We start from the raw sequence: 23,403 nt of genomic DNA on the forward strand, positions 1-23,403 counted from the left end.
TTGCTCCTCAGGCCAGTGAGATGACGACGGACTTGGTGCGCGTGTACGCGGCGAGTGCCTCCGGCCCGTACTCGCGGCCGTAGCCGGAGTCCTTGACGCCGCCGAACGGGATCGCGGGGTCGAGCATCGCCCAGTCGTTGACCCAGACGATGCCCGCCTGCAGCCGGGCGGCGACCCGGTGCGCGCGGGCGAGGTTCTCGGTCTGCAGCCCGGCCGCGAGGCCGTAGGACGTGCCGTTGGCCATGGCGACCGCCTCGTCCTCGGTCTCGAACCGCTGCACGGTGAGCACCGGGCCGAAGATCTCCTCGCGCACGACGGGGGAGGAGTCCGGCAGGTCCGCGATCACCGTCGGCTCGAAGAAGAACCCGGTCCGGTCAGCCCGACGTCCACCTGCGACGATCCGGCCGCCCTCCGCCTTCGCCTGTGCGACATAGCCTTCCACTTTGGACAGATGGCGTTCGCCCGCCATCGGGCCGATCACGGTCCCCTCGTCGAACGGGTCACCCAGCGGGACGTGCGGCACGGCACCGGCGAGCGCCTCCACGACGGCGTCGTACAGCGGTGCGGCGACGAGCAGCCGGGGGCCGCCCATGCAGAACTGGCCCGTGTTGAACACGAAACCCTTGATGGCCGCGCCGATCGCCTTGTCGAGGTCGGCGTCGTCGAAGATGATGTGCGCCGCGTTGCCGCCCAGCTCCATCGTCATCGGCTTGAGCTGAGCGCCCGCCACGCTCGCCGCGTGCCTGCCGACGGCGGTCGACCCGGTGAAGGCCACCTTGTCGACGCCGGGGTGGCGCAGCAGGTGCTCGCCGATCTCGGTGCCGTACCCGGTCACCACGTTGACCACGCCGTCGGGCACGCCCGCCTCCGCGAGGATCTCGGCCATCAGCAACGCGCTGAGCGGCGTGTCCTCCGCGGGCTTGTGCACCACCGTGTTGCCGGCCGCGAGCGCCGGCGCGATCTTCGAGCTGGACAGGATCAGCGGGAAGTTGAACGGGGTGATCGCCGCGACCACGCCGACCGGTTCGCGCCGGGTGTAGGCGTGCACGGGCAGCGGGATCTGCCGCGTGGCCCCGTCGAGGGTCTGCGCCAGCGCCGCGTAGTACTCGTACTGCTCGGCCGTCGTCTCCACGTCGACCGGGCGGCACAGCGCGATCGGCTTGCCGACGTCCAGGCTCTCCACCGCGACCAGCTCGTCGGCTCTGGCCCGCACGAGGTCGGCGACGCGGTGCAGGATCCTCGCGCGGTGCCTGCCCGGTGTCGCCGCCCAGCCGTCGAACGCCGCCCGTGCCGCGTCGACCGCGTCGTTCACGTCCGCCGTGCCGGCCCTCGCGACCGACGTCACGACCGATCCCGTGGACGGGTCGACGACGTTGATCCGGCCGCCCTCCGCCGACTCCCGCCACCGGCCCCCGATGAACAACCTGCCAGGCTTGACGTCGGGGCGCCGCACCGTCGCGGCCGGCCGGTCGTCGACTGTGGTCATGTGGATTTGCCTTCCTGTGACAGGCTTCGGGTGTCGGGGAGAGAAGATCGGGGAAGGTGAGGCACCTTGCGGCCATCGCTGATGTACGAGGTCAAGCAGGTGGAGCTCGCGGTGCGCGCGCTCATGGACGAGGTGCTGCGCCCCGCCGGCGTGACGACCCTGCAGTACACCGCGCTGACCGTGCTGGCCGGGCGGGACGGCCTCACGTCAGCGGAACTGGCGCGGAACTCGTTCGTGACCGCGCAGACGATGACCGACATGGTCGCCGCGCTGGAGCGGCGCGAGCTGATCGTCCGCGCGCAGGACCCCGCGCACGGCAGGAGGTTGCTGATCAGCCTCACGGACAAGGGCAGGGCGTTCCTCGACGAGCACGCCGACGAGATCGCGGCGATCGAGGACCGGATGGTGAGCAGGCTCGACAAGGGCGAGCGAACCGCGCTGCACGACCTGCTCAACCGGTGCCGCGCCGCTCTGACCGGGCCCTAGGTACCGCGCATGGTTCAGCTCCTCGTCGAGCTCGGGGTATCAGGATTTCGAATATAAGGAATCCTGATATAGAAAGCATGGTGCTGCCTGGTTGAACTGTCAAGTGTCTGTTCGCTGTCGGGTGCTGCCCTGCTCAGAGGTCCAGCACCAGGCGTGGGGAACGCGAGCGGGACACGCAGATCATCATCACGTCACCGGTCTCCTGTTCCTCCTTGCTGAGAACGGAGTCGCGGTGATCCGGGGTGCCGTCGAGCACGACCGTCTCGCAGGTGCCGCAGGTGCCTTCCTGGCAGGACGACAGCACGGACACGCCCGCCTGTTCCACGGCTTCGAGCACGGACTGGTCCGGCGCCACCCGCAGCACGGTGCCGGACTCGGCGAGCTCGACCTCGAACTCGTGCCGGGGCCCCTGGGCCGCATCGGGTTTCGGCGCGAACCGTTCGACGTGGAGTGTCCCCTTCGGCCAGATCGAGCAGCGTTGCTCGACGGCGGCCAGCAGGGGTTCCGGCCCGCAGCAGTACACCGCGGTGCCCTCTTCCGGTTCACCCAGCAGCGCGTCCAGGTCCAGCAGTCCGTACTCGTCCTGGGGGCGGATCTCGACCTGTCCCAGCCGTTCCAGCTCGTCGCGGAACGCCATGGACGACCGGGTCCGGCCGCCGTAGACGAGCCGCCAGTCGTGCCCGGACGCGGTGACCTGGTTGATCATCGGCAGGATCGGCGTGATACCGATGCCGCCCGCGACGAACAGGTAGCGCTTGGCCTCGACGAGCTCGAAGTGGTTGCGCGGTCCGTCCACCTCGACCAGTTGCCCGGCGGCGAGCACGTCGTGCACGTGCTGTGAGCCGCCGCGTCCCGCCTCCTCGCGCAGGACGGCGACCCGCAGGACCGTCCGGTCGGACGGGTCGCCGCACAGCGAGTACTGGCGGACCAGGCCGTCGGCGAGCACGAGGTCGACGTGCGCACCCGGCGTCCAGGCCGGCAGCGCCTCGCCGTCCGGGTGCCGCAACGTCAGCCGCACCACGCCGTCGGCGATCGGTTCCTTCTTCTCCAGCAGCAGTTTCACGGCGTGTGCCCCACTGGGTGGTCGAGCAGCCATTCCCACAGCTCGACGGGATCTTCGAACTCGCGCTCGGCGGAGCAGTGGCAGACCGCGCGAAGCCGATCGGTGCCGAGCACCCAGTGGATGCGGAACACGCGGTTGCCGGTGAGCGCGTTCATGCCTTCTCGCACAGGCGCTTGAGCATCCGCCGCGCGGCGAGGCCGCCGGTGTCGATGTTGATCGACAGCTCCTGGTAGCCCTCGGGTTCGTTCGCGATGACCTGCTCCAGCACGTTCAGGGCGACGACGTCCTGGAGCACCACCGTGCGGTTGTTCTCCGCGAGGAACGCCGAGACCTCCTCGTCGTCGAGCGCGAAGTCCCGTGCCACCGCCCAGAAGTCGTGCGTGGAGGTCTCGGTCTCCGGCGTGATCGCGTACACGACCTCGACGTGGAACGCGTCCGGGTCGCTGCCGTCCGGGTTGGGCACGGACCCGACCGGCGCGATGCGGCTGTGCAGCTTGTACAGGCACGGCGGCGTGTACTCGATGTCCTGCCAGCGCGCGATCCTGCCCTGCAGGCCGGTCGACTTCGAGTAGAACGGCGGGCATTCCGCGTCGTCCATGTGCCGCGAGACGTAGACGATGCCCGCGTCCTCGTCCACTTCGGTCGTGATGGGCGTGGAGGCGACCTCGGGCGTGCCGATGTAACCGCCGTGCAGGTAGGTCTCGTGGGAGAGGTCCAGCAGGTTGTCGACGAGCAGCTCGTACCTGGCGTTCAACGGTTCCATGCCCGACACCGTGGTGTAGTCGGGCGCGACGAGCCAGGGCGCGCGCGGGATCTTCGTCGCGTCGGCGTTGGCCGGGTCGCCGATGAACACCCACACGAACGAGTCCTGCTCGACCACCGGGTACGGCGAAAGCCTTGCGGTGCGCGGAATCCGGGTCTGTCCCGGCACGGCGACGCACTTGCCGCCCGCGTCGTAGGTGAAACCGTGGTAGCCGCAGATGACCTGGTCGTCGACGAGCCGTGACGGCGACTGCGAAAGCGGGAACCGCCGGTGCACGCACCGGTCCGCCATCGCCGTGACCGCTCCGTCGCGGGTGCGCCAGAACAGGATCGGCTCGCTGCAGACGGTGCGGCTGAACAGGTCGTGCCCGATCTCGGACCCATAGGCGGCGACGTACCACTGGTCGCGCGGGAAGCCTGGCATCGGCGCTCCTTCTTCGTGGTGAGGAAGAGCACAGCCTGGCCGAGACCGCTGCCCGAGTCGTAGATCGGTTTCCGGAAAATGGAAGCTCTTAGCCCGAGAGGGCGCGGGAGATCGCCTGTGCGCTGGTGCGCACGAGCCGTGCCAGCGCGTGCGGCGTGCTGCTCCCGTGCCGCACCACGAGGGAGACCGCGGCGACCACCGCACCCTGCCGATCGCGGATCGGCGCGCCGACCGACAGCGCGTCCATCGTGACCTGGCGGTCGCTGATCGAGAACCCGTTCGACCTCGTCTCGGCGAGCATCCGGCGCAGCCGCACCGGATCGGTGACGGTCCGCTCGGTGTACCGGTCGATCGGGCTGCCCAGCACCTCCTCCTGCACCTCCACCGGAGCGTGCGCCAGCAACACCAGCCCGACCCCGGTGGCGGTGAGCGCGAACCGCCCGCCGACCCGCGTGAGCACCGGCACCGCGCCGGACCCCGCGATCCGTTCGACGAAGACGACCTCGGTGCCCTCCCGGACGGCCAGCTGCACGTTCTCCCTGGTGATCAGCGACAGGTCCTCGAGGAACGGCAACGCGGCCTCGCGCAGACCGGGCCCGCGCGGCGCGAGCGAGCCGAGCTCCCACAACCGCAGCCCGACCCGGTAGAGGCCGTCCGCGCCCCGCTCGACGGCGCCCCATTCGCAGAACTCGTTCAGCAGCCGGTGCGCCGTCGACAGGGGCAGGTCCGCCCGCCGGGCGAGTTCGCTCAGCGTCAGTTCGCGGTGGTCGGCGTCGAACGCGCCGAGGAGGTGGAGGGCACGGCCGACGACCGGCCCGGTGGGACCGGCGGGTCGGCCTCGTCTCGGCGCGCTCACGCCGTCATCTTGCCCCGGCGTCGGTGGTTGAGGTCGCGGACCCGGCTTCGCCTGGCCGGCTTCCGGTGGTGGCCGCCCGCTCGGTGTGCTCGGTGACCGGCGCGCCGCGGTCCTCGCCCAGCCCGCCTGCCGACGCCCGCGGTCAACGTGCACCTCGGCGCGCTCAGCCCCGTTTGCGCGCCACTCCGGCGAACGTGGAGGTCCGCTGCGCGTCGCCGATCTCGTCGCCGGGGTCCGGCCGCCACTCCGGCAGGTAGACCACGCCGGGCTCGATCAGGTCCAGCCCGTCGAACAGGGCGGTGATCTCCGCGCGGGTGCGCATCGAGAAGTCGGTGACACTGCGGCGGAACTGGTTGGTGGCGTCCTCCGCCCGGTCCGGCTCCGGTCCCTCCAGGCTGGCGTGCGAGAGCGCGAGGTAGCTGCCCGGCACGGTCGCGTCGAGGTACTCGCGGATGATGGCCCGCGGGTCGTCGCTGTCCGGCACGAAGTGCAGCACCGCGAACATCAGCACCGCCACCGGTTGCGAGAAGTCCAGCAGCCGCCGGGTCTCCTCGTTGGCGAGGATCTCCTGAGGACTGCGCAGGTCGGCCCGGACGGCGGTGGCGCGGTCGAGGCCGGAGAGGATCGTGCGGCTGTGGGAGACGGCGATCGGGTCGGCGTCGACGTAGACGATCCGGCAGTCCGGATTGGCCTTCCAGGCGATCTCGTGCACGTTGCCGACCGTCGGGATGCCGGAACCGAGGTCGAGGAACTGAGTGACGCCCTCACTGGCGAGGTGGTGCACCGCCCGGCGCAGGAACGACCGGTTGGCCCGCAGGATGTCGGGCAGCTCCGGCATGAACGCGACGATCTTCGCGGCCGCGGCCCGGTCGACCTCGAAGTTGTGGAACCCGCCCAGGTGGGCGTCGTAGATCCGGGCCGCGCTCGGCTTGTCCACGTCGATCTCCGGACCCGCCCACGTCGGTCGTTCCACCCTGGCCTCCCCGCGTCGTTCTGGTACGGCACACGCTAACCCCGACTGCTCCGGAAGCGGGGACGAGGCTGAACCGCTACGGAATGTGTCCTTGAGGTTTCACAAAGTGAGGAGTAGGCTAAATTTTCTGGGAGCGCTCCCATTCCGCCGCTGCTGTCGATCATCGGAGAATGGAGGCACATCCATGCTCACGCGCAGCACCTTCGGGTCCGTCACCAGACGGCGGGGCGTCATCACACTGATCATCGGCATGCTGGTCTGCACGTTCCTATGGACGCCGACGGCGTCGGCGCACGGCACGATCGTCAGCCCGGCAACTCGCGCCTACCAGTGCTGGCAGACGTGGGGCAGCCACCACCTGGATCCGGCCATGAAGACCCAGGACCCCATGTGCTACCAGGCCTTCCAGGCCAACGCCGACACGATGTGGAACTGGATGAGCGCGCTGCGGGACGGCCTTCGCGGCAACTTCCAGGGGTCCACGCCGGACGGTCAGCTCTGCAGCAACGCCCTGTCGCGCAACAACTCCCTGAACACGCCGGGCGACTGGAAGACAACCAACCTGGGCAGCAGCTTCAGCATGCACCTGTACGACCAGGCCAGTCACGGCGCTGACTACTTCAAGGTCTACGTGAGCAAGAACGGGTACGACCCGACCACGCAGAAACTCGGCTGGGGCAACCTGGACTTCATCACGCAGACCGGCAGGTTCGCGCCGGCCAAGGACATCACGTTCAACGTCCAGACCTCCGGGGCCTACCGCGGGCGTCACATCGTGTTCACGATCTGGCAGGCGTCGCACGCGGACCAGACCTACATGTGGTGCAGCGACGTGAACTTCGGTTGATCAGCGGATCCCATGCCCGCGATCTTCTGAAAGAGTTCCGAACCATGCGGTTGATGACGCGGGCGCTGGCGGTGCCCCTGGCTGCCATGATCCTGATGACCAGCGCCGGTGCGGTGAACGCCGCACCGGCGCGGTCCATCGCGTGGGCGCCGTGCCAGGACAACCCCGAGGGCGAGTGCGGGACGCTGAGCGTGCCGCTGGACTGGGACAAGCCGTGGGGGCAGCGCATCGACCTCGCGGTGGCCCGCCACGCCGCCACCGATCCGGCGCGGCGCATCGGTGTGCTGATGGTGGATCCGGGCGGTCCCGGTGGTTCCGCGGCGGAGTTCGCGCTCTCGCGCCTGTTCAGCCCGGAGCTGCGGGCGCGGTTCGACATCGTCGGCATCGACTCGCGAGGTACCGGCAACAGCCTGCCGATCCGCTGCGACGACCTCATGACGGACCCGCCGACGAGCTACCCCGCCGACGAGGCGCAGTTCGCCACCCTGTTGCGCTACAACCAGGACGTGCTGCGCCGGTGCCGCGAGCGCAGCGGGCCGATCTTCGACCACGCCGACAGCGGCCTCGTCGCCCAGGACATGGACGCCTTCCGGCAGGCCCTGGGTGAACGGAAGATCAGCTACCTCGGGCTGTCGTACGGCACGGTCTTCGGCCAGCTGTACGCGGAGAAGTTCGGTGACCGGGTCCGCGCGATGGTCCTCGACAGCGTCGTCGACCACAGCGTGGACGCCATGCGGTTCGTGGGGGACCGGGCCGCGACCGTGGACGACTCGTTCGTCGAGTTCGTCCGGTGGTGCGACCGCACGGCCTCCTGCGCCCTGCACGGGCAGGACGTGCTCGCGACCTGGGAGACCGCGCTGGCCCGCGCCGGCGAGCACCGCCAGGACCTGATCGACGGCGTCTACCGCGGGCTGGACGGCCCGGACTGGCCCTACGTCGCGAACCGCATCGCCGCCGCGACCGGTGCGCAGGCCAGGGCCGCGCTGTCGTTCGAACCGAACTACCTGTCGGTCCGGCTGGCGACCGTCTGCCAGGACTTCTCCCTGCGCATCAGGAACTTCCAGCAGTACTCGCGGCTGCGCGCCGAGGAGCTCCGCCGGTCACCGATCATGCGCGGCAGTCTCATCGGCCACGACGAGCCCACCGCGTGCATCGGCATCGCCGGACCGCCCAGCAACCCGCCCCACCGCCTGAACATCGGTGCCGCACCGAAGATCCTGGTGCTCAACGCCCGGCACGACTCGATCACCCCGTACGCCTGGGCGGTCAGCATCCACCGGCAGGCGCCGCGCAACACCGCGTTGCTGACCTACGAGGGATGGGGTCACATCGCCTATCCGCGCAGTGCCTGCACCCGCGGCGGTGTGGACGACTACCTGCTCGGCCTGAAGGTGCCGGCCGAGGGCGGCAGCTGCCCGGCCGTCGAGTAGCCCGGCTGGCCGCTGAGGTCCCCTCCGCGGCCGGTTCGGCCAGTTCCACGCGTGCTGCCCCTCCATAGCTTGGTGACAACGAGAAGCGGTTGTCACGAAGGGCAGCACCACCATGAGCTACGACTTCCGGGGCAAGGTCATCGCGGTCACCGGTGGCGCGGGCGGCATCGGCAGCGCCATGTGCCGGCGGTTCGCCTCCGGTGGCGCCCACTGCGTCGTCGTCGACATCGACGAGGCCCGCGCGAAGAGCGTCGCCGAGGACCTCCCGGGCGGCGGACACCTCGGCCTCGGCTGCGACCTGATGGACTGGGCGCAGATCGAGCAGCTCTTCGAGCGCGTCGGCGAGGAGTACGGCCGCCTCGACGTGCTGGTCAACAACGTCGGCATGACCAGCACCGAGCGGTTCGACGAGCGCAGCGTCGCGAGCATCGAGCGGGAGATCGCGCTCAACACGACCTCGCCGCTGGTCACCACGCGCCTCGCGATCCCGTTGCTGTGGGCCGCCCGCGACCCGCGGGTGATCAGCACCGTGTCGCTCGCCGGCATCTTCCCCCAGGGCGAGACACCGGTGTACTGCGCGTCCAAGTTCGGGTTGCGCGGCGCCATGCTGTCGATCGGGCTCGACCTGCGCGCGAAGGGCATCCTCGCCGGGTCGGTGCTGCCGTCGGCGACCGACACGCCGATGCTGCGCCGGGAGGCCGTCGAGGGCGGCAACTCCGTGCAGTTCCAGGAGCCGCCGCAGCAGCCGTCCGACGTGGTGGCCGCCGTGGTGAGCATGCTCGACAAGCCCCGGCTGGAGGCCTACGCGCGGCCGGGCGAGTCGATCGGCGCGCGGCTCGCGATGCTGGTGCCGAACCTGCTGCCGAAGATCCTCCCCTTCTTCCGCAAGCGCGGTGACCGCGGGATGGTCCGCTACCTGGAGGACCTGGAGCGTCGCGGTCTGGCCCGCCGCCAGGGCGACCGCTGGGAGCTCGTCGACGAGCGCTGACCCGCCGCACCCTCACGAACCTGAACCACCACAGCGCGAAAGGCACCACCCCGATGACGCACGTCCCCGCCACCGAGCCGATTCCCGAGCGCGCGTCCTGGGGTCGCCACGGGCAGTGCCGGCACGAACGTGATGCCGGTGCTCATCGACGGCGGGCCTGGTCGGGGCGGCCCAGCTGACCGCGACCGCCGTGGTGACGTTGCTGCTCGCGGGCCGCGGCCAGGCCCGGCAGGGTCTGGATGACGCGCTTCGGCCTGGCGGTGACGGCGTTCGGCGCGTTGTGGGTGGGCGTGGCCGACGACCCGGTGACGCTGCTGCTGACGAACCTCGTGCTGGGTGCCGGTCTCGGCGTCGTCTACGCGGCGGCCACGGCGGCGGCGGAGGACTCCGACAAGGCGTCCGCGCTGGCCGTGGGCCTGTTGCTGGACAACGCCGGCGCCGAGGTGCCGGGCGTGGTGTTCGCGGCCGGTCTGGTGCTCGCCTCGGTACCGCTGCTGCGGATGACCGGGGCGGCCCCGCTCGTGGCCGCTCAGGCCAGTTCCCGGTGACCTCCGGGCCAATACGTTGAAACCGCACGAGAAAGGCGGACTCGTGAACGAGCACGACACCTGTGTGATCGGGGCAGGCCCCGCGGGACTCGCCGTGGCGCGAGCACTGGCGGAACGCGACCTCCCGTACACGCACCTCGAACGGCACACCGACGTCGGTGGCATCTGGGACATCGACAACCCCGGCAGCCCGATGTACTCCTCCGCGCACTTCATCTCCAGCCGGACCAGGTCCGGGTTCGGCGGCCGGCCGATGCCGGAGTCCTTCCCGGACTACCCGTCGCACCGCCAGGTGCTGAGCTACCTGAGGTCCTTCGCGGACGAGTACGGCCTCACCGGCCGGATCGAGTTCGGCGTGGAGGTGCGTGACGTCGAGAAGAACGCCGACGGCACGTGGACCGTCACCAGGACCGACGGCCACGCCACCGTGCACGCGCAGGTCGTGGTGTGCACGGGCGCGCAGTGGCACCCGAACCTCCCGGAGCTGCCGGGCACGTTCACCGGCGAGGTCCGGCACACGATCGGCTACCGCGACCCGGAGGAGCTGCGCGGCAAGCGGGTGCTCGTGGTGGGTGCCGGCAACTCCGGCTGCGACATCGCCTGCGACGCCGCGCGGACGGCGGACCACGCGGTGATCAGCATGCGCCGCGGCTACTGGTTCATCCCCAAGCACCTGTTCGGGCGGCCGGTGGACACGTTGTCCAGCGCCGGTCCGAAGTGGCTGGAGCAGAGGTTGTTCGGCGCCCTGCTGAGGTTCCTCGACGGCGACCCGGCGCGGCTCGGCCTGCCGAAGCCCGATCACCGGCTGTTCGAGACGCACCCGGTCGTCAACTCGACGCTGCTGCACCACCTGCGGCACGGCGACATCACCGCCAGGCCCGGCATCCTGCGTGCCGAGGGCCGGACCGTGCACTTCACCGACGGGACCTCGGACGACTTCGACCTCGTCCTGTTCGCGACCGGCTACCGGCACCGGGTCCCGGTGGCGCAGCGGTACTTCGGCGACGAGCAGCACCCGGACCTGTACCTGTCGGTGTTCTCCCGCGCGCACGCCGGGCTGTGCGGCATCGGGTTCACCGAGACGAACTCGGGCGCGTACCGGCTGTTCGACCTGCAGGCCCAGCTGATCGCGTCGTTCGTCCACGACGGACGGAACGGGCGGGCGAGCGCCGACCGGTTCGCGCGGCTGATCCGCGACGACCGGCCCGACCTCAGCGCGGGGCTGAAGTTCGTCGCTTCGCCGCGGCACACCGGATACGTCGACAGCGGTGCGTACCTGAGGTACGTGACTCGGCTCGCGGGTGAGCTGGGGTGGCGGACCGAGGGCAGGGAGGCGGGGAAGTTCGCGGAGGCGGTGTCGTGACTTGCTCGGGAGATGGGGTCGGGCTGGTCGCGGTGTGGCCGGTGGCGGAGGTGGTGTCGTGACGGGCTCGGGGAGATGGGGCCGGGCTGGTCGTGGTGCGGTCGGTGGCGGAGGTGATGTGGTGACGGGCTTGGGGATGCCTGGCCGGGCGGTTCGCGGAGATGAGGTCGTGACGACCCTGGAAGTGCGCAACCCGGCCACCGACGAGCTCGTCGCCGTGGTGCCGGCGGCGGGCGAAGCCGAAGTGGCCGAGGCGGTGCGGCGGGCGGCGGCAGCGCACGAGGACTGGGCACGAAGACCGCCGCGCGAACGTGCGTCTGTGCTGCTCGCCCTCGCCGCCCTGATGGAGCGCGACGCCGAGGTCCTCGCCCGGCTGGACAGCGAGGACGCGGGCAAGCCGATCACCGAGTGCCGCACCGGTGACGTGCCCGGCGCGATCGAGTCGGTGCGCTGGTTCGCCGAGGCCGCCGACAAGGTCTTCGGTCGGGTCGCCCCCACCGGTCCCGGTCAGCTCGGAGTGGTCAGCCGCGAGCCGGTCGGGGTGGTCGCCGCGATCCTGCCGTGGAACTACCCGCTCGCCATGGCCGCGTGGAAGATCGGTCCCGCGCTCGCCGCGGGGAACTGCCTGCTGCTCAAGCCCGCGGAGGCGACCCCGCGCTCGGCCCTGCACCTGGCGGAACTGGCGCGGGAGGCGGGTTTGCCCGACGGCGTGCTGACCGTGCTTCCCGGGTTCGGTGAGGTCACCGGGGCGGCACTCGCGCGGGACGCCGTGGTGGGAGCGTTGTCGTTCACCGGTTCCACCGAGACCGGGCGGCTGGTCCTCGCCACCGCCGCGCTCACGAACTTCAAGCGCGTCTCGCTGGAGATGGGCGGCAAGAGCCCGCAGGTGCTGATGCCCGACGCCGTCGAGTTCGACGACCTCGTCGACACCATGATCGAGGCCGCGTTCCTCACGTCAGGGCAGAACTGCACGGCCGGCTCGCGCATCCTGGTGCACCGGGACATCGCGGACGAGGTGGTGGCGCGGTTCACCGCCGCGATGCGGACGCTGGTGATCGGCGATCCGTCCGAACCGGACACCCGGATCGGGCCGTTGATCAGCCACAGCGCCGTGAAACGCGTTGCGCGGGCGGTGGAGAACGCGCAGGCGGAGGGGGCCCGGGTGCACGCGGCCGAGCTGCCGGAAGGGCTGCACCCGCGCGGTTCCTACTACCCGCCGACCTTGGTCACCGACGTTCCGCCGGGGAACCCGTTGCTCAGCACCGAGTTGTTCGGGCCGGTGGTGAGCGTGCAGACGTTCGCCACCGAAGAGGAAGCGGTCGAGCTCGCGAACTCCACCAACTACGGTCTCGCCGCGTCGGTGTGGACGCGGGACATCGACGTCGCGTGGCGGCTCGCGCGCGGCATCCAGGCCGGTGTCGTCTCGGTCAACACCTACAGCGAGGGCGATCTCACCACGCCGTTCGGCGGGTGGAAGCAGTCCGGGTTCGGCGGGGCGGAGAAGTCGACGACCGCGTTCGACCAGTGGACCAGGGAGAAGACCGTCTGGCTCCGGACCCGCTGATCAGGCTCGGTCCAGGACCGTGCCGCGCAGCTGCAGGGGAGTCATGTCGTGCCAACGGCGAATCGCCCGCCGCAACGCGCGGACGTCGGAGAAGCCGACTCTGCGGGCGATGTCGGCCAGCGTGATCTCCGGCTGGCGCAGCAGCTGCTCGACCCGCTCGCGCCGGACGCCGTCGACGAGAGCCTCGTAGGTCGTGCCGCACTCGGACAGGCGGCGGCGCAACGTGCGTTCGCCCGCCGCGTGCCTGCGGGCCTGTTCGGCGAACGTCGGCACGTCCGGCAGGCTCTGCGCGATCGAGATCTCCAGCACCTCCAACAGGTCCTGGCGGGTCCGGCGGGACGCGATCTGGTCGTCCAGCAGGGTCTGCAGCGACGCGTAGGTGACCGGGTCGTGGCCGGGCATCTCGGCGCGCACCCAGCGGGCGGGGAACACCAAACCGTTGCGCGGCGCGGAGAAGCGGACCGGGCACCCGAACATCTCGGTGAACGGTGCGGTGTCGCGCGGCTCGGGCGAGGTGAGCTCGACCTGGCGCGGGCGGAAGTCGGCACCGAGCGCGAGCCTGCTGACCGTCACGACGCTGGCGAACGCCTCCTGCGCGAGGAAAGCACCGACGCCGCTGTCCACCGCCGGATCGGGCAGGTCCGCCCACAACGTGAACCCCGCGTCGTCCTCGCCCGCGGACCAGACCACCATGGCACCCGACAGGTTCTGGAACCGCACCCCCGTCTCGACCGCGGTGCGCAGCGTGCCCGCGGCCATCAGCGCGAACCCCATCAGGCCCCACGCGGTCGGGTGCTGCCGGCCGCCGACGCGCAGACCCAGGTCGTCGCTGCCGGTGAGCGCCAGGGCACGGCGGATGACCTCGCTGCCCTGGCGGTAGGAGACCCGGAGGTCAGGCGACTGGAGCAGCTGCTCGTGCAGTCCGACGTGCGCGAGCGCGGGCCGCAGGTCGGCACCGAGCTCGTCCGTCACCGCCGTGAGGTACCGCAGGATGATGGGTGCGATCGTCGCGGAGGTGCTGCGGTTGGTCGCGCGAGCGGGGGCCTGCGGCGGGTCGGCGGACATCGCACAGATCCTTTCTGGTCGCTGCGCTTTGGATGTAGGCCAAGACGCCGATCATCTCCCGTCACCCGTTCGCGGGAACAGTGAGGGCGTCGGTTGTTCGGCAAGTCGCGGACTTTCGTCCGCTGCTTTCGGAATCTTGTTCCGCGCCTCTTCGTCGAAAGAGGTCAGCAGTTCGTTGCCCTGCGTACACCGTGTCGTCATGTCCACAATATCTGAAATTTTCTCACGTTAGCTTGGCTTCGCGTCATGACCGATCGGCGCACGTTCCTGATCGGCTCCGGCCTCGTCGCCGGAGCCGCGTTGAGCAGCACTCCCGCGCAGGCGTCGAGCGACGGCTACCAGTGGCTCGCCGGTGACCACCACATCCACACGCAGTACAGCAACGACGCGATGTACCCGGTCGCCACGCAGGTCGAGCGCGCGGCCCGGCACGGCCTGAGCTGGCTCGCGATCACCGACCACGGCAACGTCCCGTTCGCGAAGTACAGCGTCACGCCACTGGTCGCCGACATCGCGGCGGCCCGGCGGGAGTACGCCGACATGCTGGTCTTCACCGGTCTGGAGTGGAACATCCCGGCCGGTGAGCACACCACGCTGATGCTCGCGCCCGGCCGCAACGAGGGCGCTCTGCTGCAGGAGTTCGTCACCAGGTTCGACGCGCGGGTCAACGGCACGCGCGACGGCACCCCGGCCAACGAGGCGATCGCGGTGCAGGCGTTGAAGTTCCTGCAGAACGCCGTCGCCACCGGCCGCATCGCCGACGCGCTCGTGCTGCCCAACCACCCCTCCCGGCTGGGCATCAACTCACCGCAGGAAACCCGTGCCTGGCGCGACACCGCGCCCGGCATCGTGATCGGCATGGAGGGCGCGCCCGGTCACCAGGCGGCCGGTCTGCCCGCGCCGGGCATGGCGCGCGGCCGCGGGCTGTACGACTCGGCGCCGGGCAAGTTCTCGTTCCCCGGTTATCCCCCCGAGAGCTACCGCACGTGGGGCGGATTCGACTGGGCGGCGGCCACGGTCGGCGGACTGTGGGACAGCCTGCTCGCAGAGGGCAAGCCGTGGTGGATCACCACCACCTCGGACGGCCACCAGGGGTGCGGTGACTGGGTGAAGAACCCGGTCGACCGGCTGGACCAGCAGGCCTACGACGAGATCCCGTACGACGGCGAGGGGCACACGTTCGCCACCACCGGCCGCTTCCCGGACCCGGTGAACGCCGGTCGCCCGGTCGTCGAGTACAGCTCCTTCCCGCCCGGTGCCTACAACAAGACCTGGGTCGGGGTGACCCGGCGCGGGCACGGCGAGGTGATGCGGGCGATGCGGGCCGGCCGGATGTGGGTCTGCCTCGGCGATCTCGTGGCGGGCCTGGACGTCCGGCTGCGCGGGCGGTTCGGGCAGTGCGCGGCGATGGGCGGCACGTTGCGGGCATGTCGAGGTGACGTGGTGGAGGTGGTGGTCCGGGTGGACCTGGCCGACCGCCCGAACTTCGCCGGGTTCGTGCCGGAGCTCGCGCGGGTCGACCTGATCGTCGGCGGCATCACCGGTCCGGCATCGGACCGCTCGGTGTTCCACACGCCTGACACCAAGGTTGTCCGGTCGTGGGACGTCCGGCAGCGCACCGGCACCGTCGAGCTGGTGCACCGGATCACCGTCGACGGGCCGTTCTACGTGCGGGTGCGCGGTACCGACGGCAAGCGCGGCTCGGTCGGCCACCACGGTGCCGCGGTGGACCCGGCCGGGCCGGCGCTGGACGTGGTCGGCAAGTCCGACCCGTGGGAGGACCTCTGGTTCTACTCGAACCCGGTGTTCGCCGCCGCCGGACGGTGAAAGGAGCCGGGCGTGGCCACCGGGTGTGGCCACGCCCGGCGTTTTCCTAGCCGATCGTCCACTGCTGGTTGGACGCCCCGTGACAGCTCCACACGATCACCTTGGCGCCGTTGCCGGTGGCGGCGCCGTTGACGTCCAGGCACAGGCCGGACCTGGTGTTCGTGACGGTGCTGTTGGCGTTGAACTGCCACTGTTGCGCCGTGCCGCCGTCGCACGACGCGATCGTGACCGCGGCTCCGGCGTTCGTGCCGGACGCCGTCGCACACCTGAGGTTCGTTCCGCTGTAGACGGTCAGCTGGCCGGACGCGGTGCGGGTCCACGCCTGGTTGGCACCGCCGTTGCAGTCCCAGATCTGCAGCTGGGTGCCGGGTGCGGTGTTGCCGACGTCCAGGCAACGACCGGATCCGGTGCCGCGGATCGCACCGGTGTTGCCGGTGCCACCGGTGCTGTAGCCGGCCGCGATGATGTTGGCCTGCACCGCGTCCTCGGTGGCGTCGGACGGATATCCGGCCACCATGGCGCCCTCGTAGAACGTGCCCGCGCTGAGGTTGGCGCCACCGTCCGGTTTGCAGCAGTCACCGCCGCTGCCGAGGATGATCGCCCCCTGCTTCTTCATGGGGCTGTAGCCGGACGGCAGCGAGCCGTCCCACAACGTCGTCATCGAGCCGGACTGGGCGTTGCCGCCCTTCATGGCGAACCGCGAGGTGCCGTTGTTCTTGAGCATCGCGGTCACGAACTTGTTCGGGAACGCCCTCTGGTTGGGGTTCCAGGACTTGCTGCCACCGGGGAACAGGCCCCACTCCAGGTCCGCCTGCACCCACGGGCCGGTGCCGGAGCAGCCGCCGAACCAGCACTGGGTGCTGAAGTTGATCGCGTCCATCGCCCCGGCGGCGTCCGCTTTCCTGGTCGTCTCGCTGTTGCCGTAGTCGAAGCAGCAGCCGCCGTTGACGTGCGCGCCGCTGGTGACCATGTACATGCCCTCCGGCGCGCTGCCGGTGGGAACGCCGGTCAGGTGGCCGTCGCGCCAGTAGCTGTTGCCGGGGTTGATGTAGAGCGAGTACGCCTTGCCGCCGCCGACGGTCAGCGACTCGGAGGTGGCGTTCGCCGGCCTGCTCTGCGGTGAGCCCGGCACCTGGGCCGAACCCTGGTACCACAGGTCGTTGCCGCGGCCGGACTGGTCGTAGATCACCGTGACCACGCACGACGTGCCGGCGCAGAACGCGTCCTGGGCCGCGCCGTCCGCCGTGCCGCCCGCGGCCAGCACCGGGATGTTCTTCGTGGCGTTGTCCGACGAACGCCGGACCTGGTAGAGGTTTCCGCTGTACGTGCCGTAAAGGGCGCGCGTGGTGCTGTGCGCGGCCACGCAGGGTGTGCCGCCCGCGGCGTAGATGTCGCACGGCGCCGTGGCGGCCGCCAACGAGTTGGGCGCGGGTGCGACGGCGAACATCACCGCGAGGCATGCGCCGACCGTCGCGAGCCAGCGACGGGGGTGGGATGAAGACAGCATTGTCTTTCTCCTCGGGAAGGTTCGGGCTTTACCGGCCCCAGATCCGCCAGGTCTGGTTCAGTTCGGTGCCCTGGGTGACCGGCTTGCAGGTCCACTGGATGATCTGGGCGCGCGCGGCCGTGGAGATGCCGTTGACGTCGACGCACTTGCCGCTGTGCCGGGCGACGAGCTGGTAGTCGTGCGGGTCGTTGCCGCTGTAGGTGACCTTCCGCAAGGTGAACTGCTGGTTGGTCGCGTTCGCGGCGCAGGCCTGCTGCGTGACGGCGGCACCGTCCGAGGTCCCGTTGATGTCGAGGCACTTGCCCGACAGCTGGTTGCTCACGGTGTACGTGTCCGCGACGCCCTGCACCGGCGCGAAGTTCCACAGCTGCTGGTCGCCGCCCTCGCAGTAGAACTGTTGCTGCTGCGTGCCGTCGGCCGTGCTCAGGTCCGTGTTGTCCAGGCACTGCTGCGAGTGCTGGGCGGCCGCGACGGACTGGAAGCCGCTCTCGACGGGCGGCAGCAGCGTGATCGTGAACGTCTCGTTGACGTCGTTGTGGGGCACGTTGACCGTCGTCGCGTTGCCGGACAACGACACCACGCTGTTCTGGATGGTGACCGGCCCCTGCACGGCGCCGCCGTTGTTGTACGGGATGCGCTGCACGAGCACCCGCACCTGGTTGTTCTGCACGATGCCGGTGGTGGTGTCGAGCCGCTGCAGCCCGACCGCGACGTTGCCGGTGGTGCTGCCGCCGCCGACGAGGATCCTCGCCGAGCCGTTCGCCTTGGTGGCGAACAGGTCGTACGACTGGCTCGGCGTCGAGGCGACCACCTGCCCGGTCTGCGACCCGTAGAACCGGTACGCCCACCACTCGCCCTTGGGCTGGTACTGCCCGGAGGAGTTGTGGACGAGCAGGTTGGCGAGATCGTTGTGCAGGTTGCCGCCACTGGCCCAGTTCGCCCGCAACCCGTCGGCCCCGGCCCGCTCCAGCCGTGCGATGTACCAGGCTCCGTCGCCGGGGTTCTGCTCGTTGCCCGCGCCGTACTCGTTGATCTGGTACGGCCGCGGATGCGGAATGCCGCGCGCGTTGAGCGTCGAGTTCGCCGTCGCCACGTTGGCCACCGGGTCACTCGGCAGCGCGTGCCAGCTGACGATGTCGGGTACGACGTTGTTGGCGCGCACGAAGTCCAGGTACTGCGTCCACCAGCCCCCGTTCGACGGCACGCCCGCCAGGCTCGGCCCGACGATCAGCTGCGTCGGGAAGGCCGCCCGGATCCGCTGGAACGCACGCCGCCACAGCTCGAAGTACTGCGACTGCGGCCGGTTCCAGAACGTCGTGATGTTGGGCTCGTTCCACAGGTCCCACTGCACCGGCACCCCGGTCGCCCGCACGTCGTCGATCACGCGGGTGAGGAAGGCGTCGTAGTCGGACCAGTTGCCGTTGTCGCCGGGGAAGCGCGAGATCGGATACCCGTCCGCGCCCCAGAGATCGTGCACGAGCAACACGAACTCGCCGCCCAGCTGCCTCGTTCGCAGCAGCTGCGCGCGCGTCGCGTTCCACCTTCGGTCGTACTTGCCCTGCACCCAGCCGCCCGGGCTGTCGAGCTGCGCGCCACCGGCCCGCATGTAGCGGAACTTGACGTCGCGGAAGAAGTGGTCGGCAGGGGCCGCCGCGTTCTCCGTCATGCCGTAGATCCAGCCCGAGGCGCGGTAGGTGGGGGTGCCGTTCGTGACGGAGAAGTCGACGCCGATCGACTCGTTGGCGGCTTGCGCGGGCATGGCGAGGGCCAGGACGGATGCGGTGATGGCGAGGAGTGTCGTACTGGTGCGTCGGTGAACCATGAGGACTCCGAAACTGGGTCAGGGGTGACGGAGACTCGAACCGGTTCGATCGCTGCCTGAAAGTACGCGCAGTTGCTCGGAGATGGCAAGGGGTCAGGTGTCGAACCGGTTCGGCATTCGACAGTTCGCGTTCGCGCAGGCAGGCCGCGGCTCGCCTCGGCTCGGGAAGGCTGCGCGGGTCGGACAGGCTGCTTGGCGGTCACGTTGCTCGGCGCGGCCAGGCTGCTTGGCGCGGATGTCCGGGAGTCGAGGCCCGGACCTCGGTCGCCGCGCCACTGCTGCTTCGACCGCGTTCAGGTGCCCGGCGGCTTCGCCGCCAGCGGTGACTCCGCAGCCTGGCTTGCCGCGACTCAGCCGCCCAGCCGCGCCCCGGTGCTCGACCGCAACGTGATCGGCGGCGCCAGCAACGCGTGCCGCGCCAACGCCTCCCCGTCCGCGATCTGCTCCAGCAGCAGCTCGACCGCGAGCCGCGCCATCTCCCCGGCCGGCACGTCGGCCGCGGTCAGCGGCGGGTGGAAGTCCTCGGCCAGCCGGTCGGCGATCACGCCGGTGAGCGAGAAGTCGCGCGGCACGTCCAGGCCGGCCCGGTGCAGGGCGCGCTGCACGCCGGGCAGGGCCGCCTCGTTGATCGTCACGGCCGCGGTCACCTCCGGCCAGCGGGACCGGATCTGCTCGAAGCAGGCCAGGCCGGCGGCGGGGTCGTCGGCGCAGCACACGTCGTGCGCGGTCACGCCGCGGGCGGCGGCGGCTTCCAGGAACGCCTCTGTCGCGCGGACCGCGGGGCCGTAGCCGGAGGCGACCAGCTCGGCCGAGCGGTTGATCAGCACGATGTCGCGGTGGCCGAGGTCGGCGAGGTGGCGGACGCAGCGGCCGATCAGGCTGCCGTAGTCGACGTCGACCCACCACGAGGCCGCGGGGTCCTCGACGTGGCCGATCGTCACGAACGGCAGGCCCGTGCTGGTGAGGCGGTCGACGCGCGGGTCGTGCAGGAGGATCTCCATGAGGATCACGCCGTCGACGCGGCGGCCGGTGACCACTCGGTCGAAGGAGCGGTCGTGGTCGCCTCCGCTCGGGGAGAGCAGCACGTCGTGGTCGTGCACCGCGGCCGACTCGACGACGCTCGCCACGAAGCTCAGCTGGACGTCGGTCAGGCGGCTGCTCGCCGGTGGGATGACCAGGCCGAACGTCCTGGTCCTGCCCTCGGCCAGGGCGCGGGCGCTCGCGTTCGGGCGGTAGCCGAGCTCGGCGATGACGTCGTTGATCCGGCGCACGGTCGCCGCGGACACGGGGCGTTTGCCGCTCAGCGCGTACGACACCGTGCTGCGGGACACGCCCGCCCGCTTGGCGATCTCTCCGATGTTCATGGCTGCGCCCCGTCCCGTCGAAGGAACCGATTCGACAATCGACAGCGTAGGACATCACCCCTTGCGCAGGCTGAGTCGGCGCGGCTACGTTGGCGCGGCTGCTCGAAAATCGAACCGGTTCGATGGTTGCCGGCAACGACGTCGGCAGGGAGGACCACGCATGCGGCGCGCAGCTCTCGCTCTCCTCGCGGCCGGGTTGGCCGCGTGCTCGTCGGCGCCCACGGCGCGCGACACCTTCGCGGTCTGGGACCCGTACCCGCAGTTCGCCGCCGAGTCGGACTGGGCGAAGACGATCGACAAGTGCGGGGCCGAGGCCGGGGTGAAGATCCAGCGACAGGCCTTCGACACCACCGACCTGACGAACAAGGTGCTGCTCGCGGCACAGCAGCGCACCGCGCCGCAGGTCCTGGTCGTCGACAACCCCGTGGTGTCGACGCTCGCCGAGGCCGGGGTGCTCCGGCCGATCTCCGAGGCGGGCCTCGACGCGTCCGCCGCGGCACCCAACCTCGTGTCCGCCGGCACGCTGAACGGCCAGACCTACGGCACGCCGATCGGCGCGAACACCCTGGCGCTCTACTACAACAAGACCGTGCTGACCGCGGCCGGCGTCGATCCGGGCTCGATCAAGGACTGGGCGTCGCTCGACGCCGCGCTGGCCAAGGTCAAGGCGGCGGGCAAGAAGGGCATCACGTTCTCCGCGATCGGCACCGAGGAGGGCACCTTCCAGTTCCTGCCGTGGTTCTGGGGCTCCGGCGCGGCACTGACGGACCTCGCCTCCACCCAGGCGGCCGGTGCGCTGGAGCTGTGGAAGTCCTGGCTGGACAAGGGTTACGCACCGAACTCGGTGATCGGCAACACGCAGACCACCAGCTGGCAGGAGTTCGCCACCGGCGACTACGCGTTCGCCGAGAACGGCACCTGGCAGCTGCAGAACGCGAAGAAGACCGGCTTCGAGTACGGCGTGATCGCGATCCCCGGCCGCACCGGGGGCACCGCGCCCGCGCCGACGGGCGGTGAGTTCGTCACCGTGCCGGTGCAGGACGACAAGGCCACCGAGACCACGGCCGGGAAGATCGCCACCTGCCTCACCAGCCCCGACCGGGTGCTCGCGGCCGACACCGCGCTGACGTACGTCTCGGCGGTGCCGTCGGTGCAGCAACACCAGATCGCCGCCATGCCCGAGCTGAAGGTCTGGGTGGACGCCGTGCAGAACGCCAAGGGACGCACCGGGGACAACCTCGGCACCCGCTACCCGCGGATCTCGCAGCCGCTGTGGGGTGCCGTGCAGGCCGCGCTCACCGGGTCGAAGACACCGGCGGACGCGTTGAAGGACGCCCAAGCCACCGCGGCCGCCGCGAAGTAGCCGTGCGCCCACGTCTCGCCGCCTGGGCGTTCGCGGCTCCGCTCGTGGCCTACCTGCTGGTCTGCTACGCGTATCCCCTCTACACCAACCTGAACCTGAGCGTCCGCGGCTACACCGTGCGGACGTTCGTGCACGGCGGCGCTCCGTTCGTCGGGTTCGAGAACTACGCCGCCGTGCTCGCCGACCCGACCTTCCAGCGTGCGGTCGTGAACACAGTGCTGTTCACGGCCGTGTCGCTGGCCTTCCAGTACACCATCGGCTTCGCGCTGGCCGTGTTCTTCGCACGCGACTTCCCGTTGTCCGCAACGTTGCGCGCGTTGTTCCTGGTGCCGTGGCTGCTGCCGCTGATCGTGTCGGCGTCGACCTGGGCGTGGCTGCTCAACAGCGAGTCCGGCCTGGTCAACGCCCTGCTTGGCGCCAAGATCCATTGGCTGACCTCGCCGGAGTGGTCGCTGGTGTCGGTCACCATCGCCAACATCTGGATCGGCGTGCCGTTCAACCTCGTCGTGCTGTACAGCGGGCTGCGCACCATCCCGCCCGAGGTGTACGAGGCGTCCTCTTTGGACGGTGCGAGCGGCTGGCAGACGTTCCGGCACGTCACGTTCCCGATGCTGCGCCCGGTCTCGGCGATCACGCTGCTGCTCGGCCTGGTCTACACGCTCAAGGTGTTCGACCTCATCTGGATCATGACCAGGGGAGGGCCGAGCGGCTCGTCCACCACGCTCGCGACCTGGTCCTACGAGCTCGGGTTCGGCAGCATGCTGCCCAGGTTCGGGCCGAGCGCCGCGGTGGGCAACGCGCTGATCCTCGTCTCGCTGGTGGCGGGACTGCTGTACATCCGGGCCCAGGAGCGCGCATGAGGGCCTGGCGGACGGTGACCGGTGTGCTGCTGACCGCGGTGATGTTGTTCCCGGTCTACTGGATGATCAACGTGTCGCTCACGCCCGCCCGCGACCTGCGCCGGTCGCCGCCCAGCCTGTTCCCGTCCTCACCGACGACCGAGGGCTACGAACGGGTGTTGCGCGAGCAGCTGCCGTACTTCGGCACGAGTCTGCTGGTGTCACTGGGCACCGTCGTGCTGACGCTGGTACTGGCCGCGCCCGCCGCGTACTCGCTCGCGAAGCTGTGGCCCGCGGGACGCCGCGTGCTCGGGTTCGTGCTGCTGGTCGCGCAGATGATCCCCGGGATCATCATGGCGCTCGGCTTCTACGGCATCTACGTCAGCCTCGGCATCACGAACACGGTGTGGGGCCTGGTCTTCGCGGACTCCACGGTCGCAGTGCCGTTCGCGGTGCTGATCCTCACCTCGTTCATCGCGGCGGTGCCCGACGAGCTGCTGCAGGCCGCACGGATCGACGGCGCCGGACCGTGGCGCACGTTCGTCTCGATCGTGCTGCCCGCGAGCCGCAACGGCGTGGTCACCGCGGCGCTGTTCTCGTTCCTGTGGGCGTGGTCGGACTTCGTCTTCGCCGCGACGCTCGACTCGGGCGGCGCGCTGAAACCGCTCACCCTCGGCATCTACCGCTACATCGGCAACAACAACCAGGAGTGGAACTCGATCATGGCCACCGCGGTGGTCGCGTCGGTGCCCGCGTCCGTGCTGCTCGTGGTGGCCCAGCGCTACGTCGCCGCCGGGGTGACCTCCGGCGCCGTGAAGGACTGAGA

At 70.3% G+C, this 23,403-nt stretch carries 21 protein-coding genes; 11 read left to right on the plus strand and 10 right to left on the minus strand.

Features of this window, described 5'->3' with window-relative positions; genetic code table 11:
* Positions 1–7: 7 nt before the first annotated feature.
* Complete coding sequence (locus tag ACWEIJ_RS40940) at positions 8–1,486, minus strand: aldehyde dehydrogenase family protein (RefSeq protein WP_449842677.1); 1,479 nt, start codon at positions 1,484–1,486, stop codon at positions 8–10.
* A gap of 66 nt (positions 1,487–1,552) precedes the next feature.
* Between ACWEIJ_RS40940 and ACWEIJ_RS40945 the strand changes: the two genes are divergently transcribed.
* Complete coding sequence (locus ACWEIJ_RS40945; protein ID WP_449842678.1) at positions 1,553–1,972, plus strand: MarR family winged helix-turn-helix transcriptional regulator; 420 nt, start codon at positions 1,553–1,555, stop codon at positions 1,970–1,972.
* A 133-nt stretch (positions 1,973–2,105) separates the two neighbouring features.
* Here the strand turns inward: ACWEIJ_RS40945 and ACWEIJ_RS40950 are convergent, their stop codons facing one another.
* The 5 genes from ACWEIJ_RS40950 to ACWEIJ_RS40970 form a co-directional block, all read right to left on the minus strand.
* On the minus strand, positions 2,106–3,068 hold the full coding sequence (locus tag ACWEIJ_RS40950; protein ID WP_449842679.1) for a PDR/VanB family oxidoreductase: 963 nt from the start codon (positions 3,066–3,068) through the stop codon (positions 2,106–2,108).
* Positions 3,032–3,190 (minus strand): hypothetical protein, encoded by a 159-nt coding sequence (locus ACWEIJ_RS40955; protein ID WP_449842680.1) that lies wholly within the window; start codon positions 3,188–3,190, stop codon positions 3,032–3,034. The genes ACWEIJ_RS40950 and ACWEIJ_RS40955 overlap by 37 nt, the downstream gene beginning before the upstream one ends.
* Positions 3,187–4,221 carry a Rieske 2Fe-2S domain-containing protein gene (locus ACWEIJ_RS40960; protein WP_449842681.1) on the minus strand — a complete coding sequence of 345 codons (1,035 nt, stop codon included), beginning with the start codon at positions 4,219–4,221 and terminating at the stop codon, positions 3,187–3,189. Before ACWEIJ_RS40960 ends, ACWEIJ_RS40955 begins: the two co-directional genes overlap by 4 nt.
* A gap of 88 nt (positions 4,222–4,309) precedes the next feature.
* Complete coding sequence (locus ACWEIJ_RS40965; RefSeq protein ID WP_449842682.1) at positions 4,310–5,077, minus strand: IclR family transcriptional regulator; 768 nt, start codon at positions 5,075–5,077, stop codon at positions 4,310–4,312.
* 163 nt (positions 5,078–5,240) lie between these two features.
* Positions 5,241–6,050, minus strand: a complete 810-nt coding sequence (locus tag ACWEIJ_RS40970; RefSeq protein WP_449842683.1) for an SAM-dependent methyltransferase — start codon at positions 6,048–6,050, stop codon at positions 5,241–5,243.
* 184 nt (positions 6,051–6,234) lie between these two features.
* Here ACWEIJ_RS40970 and ACWEIJ_RS40975 point away from each other — a divergent pair, with 184 nt between their 5' ends.
* The 6 genes from ACWEIJ_RS40975 to ACWEIJ_RS41000 all read left to right on the plus strand — a co-directional run bounded on the left by ACWEIJ_RS40975 (position 6,235) and on the right by ACWEIJ_RS41000 (position 12,790).
* Complete coding sequence (locus tag ACWEIJ_RS40975; protein WP_449842684.1) at positions 6,235–6,897, plus strand: lytic polysaccharide monooxygenase auxiliary activity family 9 protein; 663 nt, start codon at positions 6,235–6,237, stop codon at positions 6,895–6,897.
* Between the two features lie 53 nt (positions 6,898–6,950).
* Positions 6,951–8,327 (plus strand): alpha/beta hydrolase, encoded by a 1,377-nt coding sequence (locus ACWEIJ_RS40980; protein WP_449842685.1) that lies wholly within the window; start codon positions 6,951–6,953, stop codon positions 8,325–8,327.
* A gap of 112 nt (positions 8,328–8,439) precedes the next feature.
* On the plus strand, positions 8,440–9,315 hold the full coding sequence (locus tag ACWEIJ_RS40985; protein ID WP_449842686.1) for an SDR family NAD(P)-dependent oxidoreductase: 876 nt from the start codon (positions 8,440–8,442) through the stop codon (positions 9,313–9,315).
* A 239-nt stretch (positions 9,316–9,554) separates the two neighbouring features.
* Positions 9,555–9,863, plus strand: a complete 309-nt coding sequence (locus tag ACWEIJ_RS40990; RefSeq protein ID WP_449842687.1) for a hypothetical protein — start codon at positions 9,555–9,557, stop codon at positions 9,861–9,863.
* Positions 9,864–9,906: 43 nt separating this feature from the next.
* Positions 9,907–11,226, plus strand: coding sequence for a flavin-containing monooxygenase (locus ACWEIJ_RS40995; protein WP_449842688.1), 1,320 nt, complete (start codon positions 9,907–9,909; stop codon positions 11,224–11,226).
* Between the two features lie 169 nt (positions 11,227–11,395).
* Entirely contained in the window at positions 11,396–12,790 is a 1,395-nt protein-coding gene (locus ACWEIJ_RS41000; protein WP_449842689.1) for an aldehyde dehydrogenase family protein, read from the plus strand.
* Here ACWEIJ_RS41000 and ACWEIJ_RS41005 read toward each other — a convergent pair whose 3' ends face one another.
* Positions 12,791–13,855 (minus strand): AraC family transcriptional regulator, encoded by a 1,065-nt coding sequence (locus ACWEIJ_RS41005; RefSeq protein WP_449842690.1) that lies wholly within the window; start codon positions 13,853–13,855, stop codon positions 12,791–12,793.
* Between the two features lie 246 nt (positions 13,856–14,101).
* Here ACWEIJ_RS41005 and ACWEIJ_RS41010 point away from each other — a divergent pair, with 246 nt between their 5' ends.
* Positions 14,102–15,682: a PHP domain-containing protein gene (locus ACWEIJ_RS41010; protein WP_449842691.1), complete on the plus strand. Its 1,581-nt coding sequence runs from the start codon at positions 14,102–14,104 to the stop codon at positions 15,680–15,682.
* Positions 15,683–15,728: 46 nt separating this feature from the next.
* On the opposite strand, the gene ACWEIJ_RS41015 is transcribed toward ACWEIJ_RS41010, so the two are convergent.
* The 3 genes from ACWEIJ_RS41015 to ACWEIJ_RS41025 form a co-directional block, all read right to left on the minus strand.
* Positions 15,729–17,189 carry an arabinofuranosidase catalytic domain-containing protein gene (locus ACWEIJ_RS41015; protein ID WP_449842692.1) on the minus strand — a complete coding sequence of 487 codons (1,461 nt, stop codon included), beginning with the start codon at positions 17,187–17,189 and terminating at the stop codon, positions 15,729–15,731.
* Positions 17,190–17,217: 28 nt separating this feature from the next.
* Positions 17,218–19,011, minus strand: a complete 1,794-nt coding sequence (locus ACWEIJ_RS41020) for an RICIN domain-containing protein (RefSeq protein WP_449842693.1) — start codon at positions 19,009–19,011, stop codon at positions 17,218–17,220.
* Positions 19,012–19,361: 350 nt separating this feature from the next.
* Positions 19,362–20,375 (minus strand): LacI family DNA-binding transcriptional regulator, encoded by a 1,014-nt coding sequence (locus tag ACWEIJ_RS41025; RefSeq protein ID WP_449842694.1) that lies wholly within the window; start codon positions 20,373–20,375, stop codon positions 19,362–19,364.
* 160 nt (positions 20,376–20,535) lie between these two features.
* On the opposite strand from ACWEIJ_RS41025, the gene ACWEIJ_RS41030 reads away from it, so the two are divergent.
* The 3 genes from ACWEIJ_RS41030 to ACWEIJ_RS41040 are packed head-to-tail and all read left to right on the plus strand — an operon-like array spanning position 20,536 to position 23,401.
* A complete protein-coding gene (locus ACWEIJ_RS41030; protein WP_449842695.1) occupies positions 20,536–21,738 on the plus strand; it encodes a sugar ABC transporter substrate-binding protein in 1,203 nt (400 codons plus the stop codon).
* A gap of 2 nt (positions 21,739–21,740) precedes the next feature.
* On the plus strand, positions 21,741–22,598 hold the full coding sequence (locus ACWEIJ_RS41035) for a carbohydrate ABC transporter permease (protein ID WP_449842696.1): 858 nt from the start codon (positions 21,741–21,743) through the stop codon (positions 22,596–22,598).
* The gene (locus ACWEIJ_RS41040; protein WP_449842697.1) at positions 22,595–23,401 is read left to right on the plus strand and encodes a carbohydrate ABC transporter permease; all 807 of its coding nucleotides are present in this window, start codon (positions 22,595–22,597) and stop codon (positions 23,399–23,401) included. Before ACWEIJ_RS41035 ends, ACWEIJ_RS41040 begins: the two co-directional genes overlap by 4 nt.
* The last annotated feature ends 2 nt before the right edge of the window (positions 23,402–23,403 follow it).

The organism is Lentzea sp. NPDC004789 (assembly GCF_053601075.1).

Coding starts and splice junctions, on each gene's coding strand:
- ACWEIJ_RS40940 (WP_449842677.1), bottom strand. CDS start 1,486: ATGACCACAGTCGACGACCGGCCGGCCGCGACGGTGCGGCGCCCCGAC.
- ACWEIJ_RS40950 (WP_449842679.1), bottom strand. CDS start 3,068: ATGGCTGCTCGACCACCCAGTGGGGCACACGCCGTGAAACTGCTGCTG.
- ACWEIJ_RS40955 (WP_449842680.1), bottom strand. CDS start 3,190: ATGAACGCGCTCACCGGCAACCGCGTGTTCCGCATCCACTGGGTGCTC.
- ACWEIJ_RS40960 (WP_449842681.1), bottom strand. CDS start 4,221: ATGCCAGGCTTCCCGCGCGACCAGTGGTACGTCGCCGCCTATGGGTCC.
- ACWEIJ_RS40975 (WP_449842684.1), top strand. CDS start 6,235: ATGCTCACGCGCAGCACCTTCGGGTCCGTCACCAGACGGCGGGGCGTC.
- ACWEIJ_RS40980 (WP_449842685.1), top strand. CDS start 6,951: ATGACGCGGGCGCTGGCGGTGCCCCTGGCTGCCATGATCCTGATGACC.
- ACWEIJ_RS40985 (WP_449842686.1), top strand. CDS start 8,440: ATGAGCTACGACTTCCGGGGCAAGGTCATCGCGGTCACCGGTGGCGCG.
- ACWEIJ_RS40990 (WP_449842687.1), top strand. CDS start 9,555: ATGACGCGCTTCGGCCTGGCGGTGACGGCGTTCGGCGCGTTGTGGGTG.
- ACWEIJ_RS41005 (WP_449842690.1), bottom strand. CDS start 13,855: ATGTCCGCCGACCCGCCGCAGGCCCCCGCTCGCGCGACCAACCGCAGC.
- ACWEIJ_RS41010 (WP_449842691.1), top strand. CDS start 14,102: ATGACCGATCGGCGCACGTTCCTGATCGGCTCCGGCCTCGTCGCCGGA.
- ACWEIJ_RS41015 (WP_449842692.1), bottom strand. CDS start 17,189: ATGCTGTCTTCATCCCACCCCCGTCGCTGGCTCGCGACGGTCGGCGCA.
- ACWEIJ_RS41020 (WP_449842693.1), bottom strand. CDS start 19,011: ATGGTTCACCGACGCACCAGTACGACACTCCTCGCCATCACCGCATCC.
- ACWEIJ_RS41025 (WP_449842694.1), bottom strand. CDS start 20,375: ATGAACATCGGAGAGATCGCCAAGCGGGCGGGCGTGTCCCGCAGCACG.
- ACWEIJ_RS41030 (WP_449842695.1), top strand. CDS start 20,536: ATGCGGCGCGCAGCTCTCGCTCTCCTCGCGGCCGGGTTGGCCGCGTGC.
- ACWEIJ_RS41040 (WP_449842697.1), top strand. CDS start 22,595: ATGAGGGCCTGGCGGACGGTGACCGGTGTGCTGCTGACCGCGGTGATG.